Below are 9,373 nucleotides of genomic sequence, written 5' to 3' on the forward strand. Positions count from 1 at the left end.
GATTTGAACTGACGACCTTCGGGTTATGAGCCCGACGAGCTACCAGGCTGCTCCACCCCGCGTCCGTAAACTTCTTTAGTACCCAAATGACTTTCATCATTGCGCTAAACTTAAGCGACTTAGTTGGTTGCGGGGGCCAGATTTGAACTGACGACCTTCGGGTTATGAGCCCGACGAGCTACCAGGCTGCTCCACCCCGCGTCCGTGGAAGCGCACTATACTCTGCTCGGCTTTTGATGCAACACTTTTTTTAAAAAATACCCAAATTGTCTCATCTATCTGATAATAATTTATTTTAAGTATAAATAGTGAACACATCTGACCGATGCGGGGGGCAACACGTTTAATTTTTGCTGGGTGTTTGCTATCTTCCCGTGGCGTGTATACCCGTCGCCCTGCAAGATGCAGGGGTGTTGGCTGCACTCACGCACCCGAGTAATCACTTACTTTAGTAAGTCTCATCGGGATTTGTTCGTTTGCCGCCTACCTGCATCTTGAAGTCTCTCGGGTATAGCGCGAAATAATAACAGGGCGAGGAAGTGATGATAGGACGTTGGACTAAGTACTTTGTAACGGGAGTGATGGTTGCCATTCTGGCGGGTTGTTCTTCAAAACCGACAGATCAAGGTCAGCAATATAAGGACGGGAAATTCACCCAGCCTTTTTCCCTCGTAAACCAGCCTGATGCGGTAGGGGCCCCGATTAACGGCGGCGACTTTGCTGAGCAAGTTAACCAAATTCGTTCTGCCTCTCCTCGCCTCTATAATAGCAAGAGTGATGTTTACGGTGCCGTTCAGCAATGGCTGCAAGCCGGTGGCGACACCAGCAAGCTGAGCCAGTACGGTATTGATGCCTGGCAGATGGAAGGTGCGGACAACTACGGTAACGTGCAATTTACTGGCTACTACACGCCGGTTGTGCACGCGCGTTACACCCGTCAGGGGGAGTTCCAGTATCCTATTTACCGCATGCCACCAAAACGCGGACGTCTACCTTCCCGTGCTGATATCTACAGTGGCGCGCTGAGCGACAGCTACATCATTGCTTACAGCAACTCCTTAATGGATAACTTCATTATGGATGTGCAGGGCAGCGGCTATATCGATTTTGGTGATGGTCAGCCATTAACCTTCTTTGGCTACTCAGGTAAGAACGGCCATGCTTATCGCAGTATCGGCAAAGTGCTTATCGACCGTGGAGAAGTAAAGAAAGAAGATATGTCGATGCAGGCTATTCGTCATTGGGGTGAAACCCACAGCCAGGCCGAAGTACAGGAACTGCTTGAGCAGAACCCATCCTTCGTCTTCTTTAAACCTGCGAGCTTCGCGCCAGTGAAAGGGGCGAGTGCCGTGCCGTTAATTGGCCGCGCGTCCGTGGCCTCAGACCGCTCCATTATTCCTGCGGGCACCACGATTCTGGCTGAAGTCCCGTTACTGGATAACAATGGGAAATTCAGTGGGCAATATGAATTACGCGTGATGGTGGCGCTGGATGTTGGCGGTGCGATTAAAGGACAACACTTCGACATTTACCAAGGAATTGGCGCTGATGCCGGTCACCGTGCGGGTTGGTATAACCACTATGGCCGTGTTTGGGTGCTGAAAAACGCCCCAGGCACCACCAATAGCGTGTTTACCGGATAATACCCTTCATACTTCAAGCTGCAGTCAGCGCACCTGCAGCTTGCATTATTTTGGGTATAATCAGAATTTCATCAATACCCGCAAAAACACCCGCAAAGATTTTTCCGAGGAAAACGTAATGTCTGTAGTTTTGTCCGATGCCTGGCTGCAACGCTTTGGCGGTACTGCTCGTTTGTATGGTCGTGATGCTCTGCAACTCTTTGCTGACGCGCATGTTTGTGTGATTGGCATTGGTGGCGTGGGCTCATGGGCTGCAGAAGCGCTGGCTCGTACTGGTATTGGCGCGATTACGCTTATCGATATGGATGATGTTTGCGTGACTAACACCAACCGTCAGATTCACGCGTTGCGTGATAACGTCGGGCAGGCTAAAACCGAAGTGATGGCGGCCCGTATTCGTGAAATTAATCCGGAATGTCGCGTTACGGTAGTCGATGACTTTATTACTGCGGAAAATACAGCGCAGCTGCTTAATCAAGGTTTTAGCTACGTCATTGATGCCATTGACAGCGTTCGCCCTAAAGCGGCATTGATCGCATATTGTCGACGCAACAAGATCCCGCTGGTCACAACCGGTGGTGCGGGTGGTCAAATCGATCCTACGCAGATTCAAGTGGTCGATTTGGCGAAAACTATCCAGGATCCGCTGGCAGCAAAACTGCGCGAAAGACTAAAAAGTGATTTTGGCGTGGTGAAGAACAGTAAAGGAAAGCTCGGTGTGGACTGCGTATTTTCCACCGAAGCGTTGGTTTACCCGCAAGCAGATGGCTCAGTGTGTGCGATGAAAAGCACTGCCGATGGCCCAAAGCGTATGGATTGTGCATCCGGTTTTGGTGCGGCAACCATGGTCACCGCCAGCTTTGGTTTTGTGGCGGTGTCCCATGTATTAAAGAAAATGATGGCGAAAGCGGCGCGTACTCAGGCCTGAACCGCCGCGCGAACGGCTTGCGCTAATGCCGCAAGCCCGCTACTGCGCGATGCGCTTAATTGATTGCGCAGCCCTAAATCATCGAACAGGGCGAGCGAGTCTTCCTTCAGCAACTGTTCAGCCGTTTTCCCTTCTATTGCGGTGAGTAACACCGCCAGCAAACCGCGAACAATGCGTCCTTCACTATCACCATAGAAATGCAACGTGCCATTTGCGTGCAGGCTGTGACCCAACCAGACGCGGTTTTCGCAACCTGCAATTTCTATCTCATCGCGTTTGAGATCAGCAGGAAGTGCCGGAAGTTGCTTGCCTAGCAGAATCAGTTGGCGATATTTATCTTCCCACTGCTGTAACGGGGCAAAAGTGCTTCGCAAGCTGTCGGCGGTGATAGACGTCCCAAATGGGTGACCGGCTAAAAATCCACTTGTCATTTAATCCACCAGAATTTCTAGAGCGTTATCGATAGCTTTGACGAGTGCCTCGACATCACTCTGCGTGTTGTATGGGGCAAAAGAAGCACGCAATGTCCCCGCGACGCCCAGTGCGGCAAGCAAAGGTTGTGCACAATGCTGACCGGCGCGCAGCGAAATGCCCGATTCAGCCAACAGTGTGACCATATCGTTGTGGTGAACACCTTCGAAATCAAACGCTAACAGGCTCGAGTCTTGGCTGCGGAAACTACGAAAACCAGGACGTTTTGCCAACTCGGCTTCTGCAAGCGTCGCGAGCCCTCGGCTATAGGTTTCAGCTTCCGTCAAATCAATCGTTTCCAGCCATTCAAGTGCCGCGCTCAGGCCAATGACACCCGCAACGTTTGGCGTACCGGCTTCAAAGCGATACGGTACGGGCTGAGTTTTAAACCCTTCGAATGAGACATGCGTAATCATTTTACCGCCGCCCAGCCAAGGCGACATCTCTTCCAGCAGCGCACTTTTACCGTACAACGCCCCAATTCCAGTTGGGCCATACAGTTTATGGGCTGAGAAGGCGTAAAAATCGATATCCAGCGCTTGTACATCCGGCGGGCAATGCACCACACCTTGTGCACCGTCGACCATGACGACCGCACCTGCTTCGTGGGCAAGCGTAATCGCTTTGGCAAGATCCGGGCAGCCACCTGTGACATTAGACATTTGGCCCAACGCCAGGATTTTGGTCCGGGCGTTAAACAACTCGGGCAGTTTATTGAGATCGGCGAGGTAATTTTTGCCCAGCGGCAATTTGATAATTTTTGCACCAGTCTGCTCGGCAACCATTAACCACGGGACGAAGTTCGCGTGGTGTTCTGCCTCGCTAACAATAATTTCATCACCTGGTTGCAGGCGCGGGCGTGCGTAACACTGAGCGACCAAATTAATGGCTTCGGTGGTGCCTCGAGTCCAGACAATATCTTTTCCGCAAGGGGCATTGAGCAATGCCGCCACACTGTCACGAGCCGCTTCATAACGTTCGGTAAGACGCTGTGCCTCGGCAAATTGGCTGCGATGAACATTACCGGCGCTCAGGCTATAAAACTGCTGAGTCGCTTCAATTACGGCGCGAGGTTTAAGTGTGGTTGCGGCACTGTCGAGATAGACACCAGCATCAGCCAACGCCGGAAACTGGCCGCGAAAACTGGCGGGATTAAATGTTTTCATGATTTTCCTCGTATCACTATGAGGTGATCGTGGCGTATTTGTCTTAATCACACAAGGGATCAATATCCGACATACTTCAAGCTGCATCTTCGTTAGCTGCGTGCATTCACCCAAATCACATTCTTATGTAAGCTCATCGGGATTCATTCCCTTGCAGCCTTGATATCACTCGAATGATTGGTGATAGGTCACTCTCGGAATAGTCTGCTTAATCATACAAGCTTGGGAAAGAGGGTTATGCTGAATAGTGTTAGGTGAATATTTCACCTTGGTTGTTTTTAATCGTAATTCAGCATTAATCGCTACTAAGGAGAAGAATATGAATAAGGCAGCCGCAGCAGTAACAGCAGGTCTGATGGTTTTTGCACTTTCAGCATGTTCAAGCCCGAACTATGTGATGCACACCAATGACGGTCGTTCCATCGTCGCTGATGGCAAACCTCATACCGATGATGAAACAGGGATGATTCAGTACAAAGATGCTAATGGGAATAAACAGCAGATTAATCGTACTGATGTAAAAGAGATGGTTGAGTTGGATTATTAGATTTCAGGCAAAAAAAAGCACCGCAATTCGCGGTGCTACATTAATCACTATGGACAGACAGGGTAAATGTACAGGAAGTGAAAAAGGGGTAGCTAAGCTACCGGGGTCTGGAATGCCAGACCAATTGCAAACACAACAACACAACATCACAACCCTAAGCCAAAAGCCCTCCAAAACACGCATTTCAGATAACTTTTCGTTCCGACTCAGGAAGTGACGCCACTATAGGTATTTGCTGGTGCATCCTCAACGGACAATTTATAATGGCTCAGATAAAAAAAACTAATAGGTTAACTAAGTTCACCTGTTTGTTAATGGACTTTAACATTTAAGCCAATCAACTATGTCCAAGCGTTTACCTCCTTTAAATGCCTTACGTGTATTTGACGCCGCCGCTCGTCACCTGAGTTTTACTAAAGCGGCCGAAGAATTGTTCGTGACTCAGGCCGCTGTCAGCCACCAGATAAAGTCCCTGGAGGATTTTCTGGGCCTAAAATTGTTCCGCCGCCGCAACCGCTCGTTGCTGCTGACGGAAGAAGGGCAGAGTTACTATCTGGACATCAAAGAGATATTTACGCAGTTAACCGAGGCAACACGTAAGCTGCAGGCCCGTAGCGCTAAGGGTGCGTTAACGGTCAGTCTGTTGCCAAGTTTTGCCATTCATTGGTTAGTGCCACGCCTCACGAGCTTTAATACAGCTTATCCGGGAATTGACGTTCGTATACAGGCTGTTGACCGCCAGGAAGATAAACTTTCGGATGATGTCGACGTCGCGATTTTTTATGGCCGCGGCAACTGGCCGGGTCTGCGTGTGGAAAAATTGTATGCGGAATATCTGCTGCCAGTCTGTTCGCCGTTGCTACTAACAGGCGCTAAACCTATCAAAACTCCAGAAGATTTAGCACATCATACTTTGCTGCATGATGCGTCCCGGCGTGACTGGCAGACATACACTCGCCAATTGGGTGTAAGCCATATCAATGTGCAACATGGGCCGATTTTCAGCCACAGTGCGATGGTGCTCCAGGCTGCCATTCACGGGCAAGGCATTGCTTTGGCAAATAATGTTATGGCGCAATCAGAGATTGAAGCAGGCCGTTTAGTTTGCCCGTTCAATGATGTTCTGGTGAGTAAAAATGCCTTTTATCTTGTTTGTCATGACAGCCAGGCAGAACTGGGTAAAATAGCGGCCTTCAGGCAGTGGATTTTGGCGAAAACTGCGAGCGAACAAGAAAAATTCCGTTTTCGCTACGATCAGTAAGCAAACCAGCGCGTAGGCATGCCACTACGCCTTACTTTAGGGTTACACCATGACCAGCCGATTCATGCTGATTTTTACCGCGATTAGCGGTTTTATCTTTGTTGCCCTCGGTGCCTTTGGGGCACACGTATTAAGTAAAACACTTGGTGCTGTAGAGATGGGGTGGATTCAAACTGGCCTCGAATATCAAGCGTTTCATACGTTAGCGATTTTTGGTCTGGCCGTTGCCATGCAACGCCGGATCAGTATTTGGTTTTACTGGAGCAGCGTATTTATGGCGCTCGGTACTGTTCTATTCAGCGGCAGCCTTTATTGCCTGGCGCTGTCTCACTTACGCCTGTGGGCGTTTGTTACTCCAGTCGGTGGAATGAGTTTTCTCGCCGGTTGGATCTTGATGTTGATTGGTGCAATGCGCCTGAAACGTAGGGGCGTAAGCCATGAATAAAATTATTTTGTACTGCCGACAAGGTTTTGAGAAAGAGTGCGCGGCAGAGATCACCGATAAAGCCAACCAGCGTGGCGTTTATGGTTTTGCACGCGTAAAAGATAACAGCGGTTATGTCATTTACGAATGTTATCAAGAAGATGATGCTGACAAACTGGCGCGTGAATTGCCGTTCAACGAACTGATCTTTGCACGTCAAATGATCGTTGCCAGTGAACTGCTTAAAGATCTTCCGACCGACGATCGCATTACACCGATAACCGGCATGTTGACGGGTATGGTTGAGAAAGGTGGTGATCTGCGCGTGGAAGTGGCCGATACCAACGAAAGCAAAGAGCTGATGAAGTTCTGCCGTAAGCTGACGGTGCCATTGCGCACCAGCCTGCGTGAAGCCGGTATTCTGACCAACTACGAAACCACAAAACGCCCAGTAGTGCATGTGTTCTTTATTGCACCGGGTTGTTGTTACACCGGTTATTCCTATACCACGAACAACTCGCCTTTCTATATGGGCATCCAACGTCTGAAATTACCTTCTGAGGCACCAAGCCGTTCAACGCTGAAACTGGAAGAAGCTTTCCATACTTTCATTCCTGCTGATGAGTGGGACGAGCGTCTGGCAAACGGGATGCACGCCGTTGACCTTGGAGCCTGCCCTGGCGGTTGGACTTACCAATTAACGCAACGCAACATGTGGGTTTGTTCTGTCGATAACGGCCCAATGGCGCAAAGCCTGATGGATACCGGGCAAGTCACCTGGTTGCAGGAAGATGGTTTTAAATATAAGCCAACTCGCAACAACATATCCTGGATGGTCTGTGACATGGTTGAGAAACCTGCGAAGGTCGCAAGCCTGATGGCAACGTGGTTGGTGAACGGTTGGTGCCGCGAGACTATTTTCAACCTCAAGCTGCCGATGAAGAAACGATACGAAGAAGTGTCGCAGAACCTGGCGCTGATTCGGGAAAGGCTGGAGGAGAATGGTATCACTGCGGAGATACAGGCACGCCAGCTATACCACGACCGTGAAGAAGTGACCGTACACGTGCGCCGTATGTGGGCCGCAGTGGGTGGCCGTCGCGACGAAAGATAATTAGCATCCCCTCATGCTGGCCACCTTTGTGATGGTCAGGGTGAGGGGGTACCACCCGGTAATCTCAACTGCTGCAAATTACCATCAAGCTGTAAATCCGTCTGCAATTGAGCCACCTGGCGGCTGATAAAAGCACTTTCCCGATGCTGTTCTAACTTCTTACGCCACTTCTCCGGGACTTCATCCAACCGTTCATAGAGCGCTTCAAGTGTTGAAAATTGATTGATCAATTGCGTGGCACTTTTCGGCCCGATACCCGGAACGCCAGAAATTTTGCTGCTGCTAATCCCCGCCAGTCCCCAGAAATCAGCAAGCTGCTCAGGCAACACGCCATATTCCTGCGCGATAAAAGGCGCATCGAGCCAGCGTTTTTGAAAATAGTCGCGGATTTGAATTGTGGGTGCAAGTAACTGGCAAAACCCCTTATCGGTTGAGACAATGGTGGCGCGATGACCACTTGCGGCTATTTTTACAGCGAGTGTTGCCGCCAGATCATCGGCTTCATTTCCCCGAGAATGCCAGCATGCCACGCCTCTTTTGGTGAAGGCTGCACGCAATATTGGCATTTCTTGATGTAAGGTATCTGGCATTGGCACGCGCCCAGCTTTATAGTCTGGCAAGACCTGATGTCGCCAGCCTTCACGTCGCTCTTCGTCATCAAAGACGGCAACTGCGTGTGTGGGCTGACTGTGTGTAATCAGCGCATCAAGGGCGTGCAGGCAAGTATCAACGCAGGGTGAGCCTTGAACAGCATGAATACGGCGTATTAAGTTCAAGGCATCAACGATAAGTAAATGAATCATCATGGGTATTTCGCTTTCAACATTCGCTTGGCACACACTAACATTTCTGGGGGGTGACCGCGAATGCGAGAAGCTGATTCAGGAAAGCGGCTCGCATTATTATTGTGTTGAAATGGATTGTTAAGTACTTAGGTTGCTATATATATACCCATTAGCATTCGAGCTGCAGCCAACCCCCCTGCGACTTGAAGGATGATGGGGATATTTTAGATGAATAGAAAAATCAGAGACAACAACATGAGTAATAGTTCACACCTCGCACACCGTATACAGGCTCTACAACCTTCAGCAATCAGAGAATTGTTAAAGCACAGCAAAATGCCAGGCGTTATTTCCCTTGCAGGCGGTATTCCTTCCAGTGAGTTATTCGATAGAGAAGGCCTGGGCATTGCGACACAAAAAGTGGTCGCTGAGAACTTTAACGACGCGTTTCAGTATGGTTTGACAGAAGGCACTGTTGAATTGCGCCAGCAATTGGTCGGGTTGTGTCAGGAGCGGGGAATTACCACCAGCTCAGAGCAACTTCTGATCACCTCTGGTTCACAACAGGCGCTGGATTTGCTGATGCGTGCGTTAGTGAACCCAGGTGACGTCTTTGTTGTTGAGCGACCAACTTACCTGGCAACGCTGCAAATCCTGAGCCTGAATGAAGCCGATGTGAAATCGGTGGGCAGTGATGAGCACGGAATGATTGTTGATGAGCTTGAAGAATTACTCAAAACGACGCGCATCAAAGGTGTTTACCTGGTGCCGACTTTTGGTAACCCAAGCGGCACAACGTTAAGCGCCAGCCGTCGTGAACAACTGGTCAAACTGGCGGAACAGCATCACTTTGTTATTGTTGAAGATGACCCGTATGGCGCCATCAGCTTCACCGAAGCGCGCGAGAAAACTTTGCTGCAAGTTGCGACAGAGCGTGGCAGCCAGGAAAATGTGGTTTATACCTCAACGTTTTCTAAAATTCTCGCACCTGGTCTGCGAGTGGGTTGGATTGTGCTGCCGGAGTGGATGAAGCA

The 9,373-nt window shown here is 49.8% G+C and carries 10 protein-coding genes and 1 tRNA gene; 7 read left to right on the forward strand and 4 right to left on the reverse strand.

The features are described 5' to 3' along the window. Nucleotides 1-124: 124 nt before the first annotated feature. Nucleotides 125-201, reverse strand: a tRNA-Met gene (locus tag VJY99_RS13610). Nucleotides 202-542: 341 nt separating this feature from the next. Between VJY99_RS13610 and mltA the strand changes: the two genes are divergently transcribed. Both mltA and tcdA read left to right on the forward strand, forming a co-directional pair. Then, nucleotides 543-1,643: a murein transglycosylase A gene (mltA, locus tag VJY99_RS13615; RefSeq protein WP_324119286.1), complete on the forward strand. Its 1,101-nt coding sequence runs from the start codon at nt 543-545 to the stop codon at nt 1,641-1,643. 118 nt (nt 1,644-1,761) lie between these two features. After that, on the forward strand, nt 1,762-2,571 hold the full coding sequence (gene tcdA, locus VJY99_RS13620; protein ID WP_324119289.1) for a tRNA cyclic N6-threonylcarbamoyladenosine(37) synthase TcdA: 810 nt from the start codon (nt 1,762-1,764) through the stop codon (nt 2,569-2,571). Here tcdA and csdE read toward each other — a convergent pair. After that, a complete protein-coding gene (csdE, locus tag VJY99_RS13625) occupies nt 2,562-3,002 on the reverse strand; it encodes a cysteine desulfurase sulfur acceptor subunit CsdE (RefSeq protein WP_324119291.1) in 441 nt (146 codons plus the stop codon). The two genes, tcdA and csdE, sit on opposite strands and share 10 nt — an antisense overlap. Next, entirely contained in the window at nt 3,003-4,208 is a 1,206-nt protein-coding gene (gene csdA, locus VJY99_RS13630; RefSeq protein ID WP_324119293.1) for a cysteine desulfurase CsdA, read from the reverse strand. A gap of 319 nt (nt 4,209-4,527) precedes the next feature. Here csdA and VJY99_RS13635 point away from each other — a divergent pair, with 319 nt between their 5' ends. From VJY99_RS13635 to rlmM, 4 genes are all read left to right on the forward strand, one after another. Beyond that, nucleotides 4,528-4,755 carry a YgdI/YgdR family lipoprotein gene (locus VJY99_RS13635; protein ID WP_324119295.1) on the forward strand — a complete coding sequence of 76 codons (228 nt, stop codon included), beginning with the start codon at nt 4,528-4,530 and terminating at the stop codon, nt 4,753-4,755. 343 nt (nt 4,756-5,098) lie between these two features. Then, nucleotides 5,099-6,016 carry a glycine cleavage system transcriptional regulator GcvA gene (gcvA, locus tag VJY99_RS13640; protein ID WP_324119297.1) on the forward strand — a complete coding sequence of 306 codons (918 nt, stop codon included), beginning with the start codon at nt 5,099-5,101 and terminating at the stop codon, nt 6,014-6,016. Nucleotides 6,017-6,065: 49 nt separating this feature from the next. Beyond that, the gene (locus VJY99_RS13645) at nt 6,066-6,461 is read left to right on the forward strand and encodes a DUF423 domain-containing protein (RefSeq protein ID WP_324119298.1); all 396 of its coding nucleotides are present in this window, start codon (nt 6,066-6,068) and stop codon (nt 6,459-6,461) included. Further along, entirely contained in the window at nt 6,454-7,554 is a 1,101-nt protein-coding gene (rlmM, locus tag VJY99_RS13650) for a 23S rRNA (cytidine(2498)-2'-O)-methyltransferase RlmM (protein WP_324119300.1), read from the forward strand. Before VJY99_RS13645 ends, rlmM begins: the two co-directional genes overlap by 8 nt. A gap of 35 nt (nt 7,555-7,589) precedes the next feature. Here rlmM and xni read toward each other — a convergent pair whose 3' ends face one another. Continuing rightward, nucleotides 7,590-8,360 (reverse strand): flap endonuclease Xni, encoded by a 771-nt coding sequence (xni, locus tag VJY99_RS13655; protein WP_324119301.1) that lies wholly within the window; start codon nt 8,358-8,360, stop codon nt 7,590-7,592. Between the two features lie 234 nt (nt 8,361-8,594). On the opposite strand from xni, the gene VJY99_RS13660 reads away from it, so the two are divergent. Continuing rightward, nucleotides 8,595-9,373 (forward strand): PLP-dependent aminotransferase family protein (locus VJY99_RS13660; RefSeq protein ID WP_324119303.1); only part of this gene is annotated, 779 nt, incomplete at its 3' end.

Source organism: Buttiauxella sp., assembly GCF_035271705.1.
Classification (GTDB): Bacteria; Pseudomonadota; Gammaproteobacteria; order Enterobacterales; family Enterobacteriaceae; genus Buttiauxella.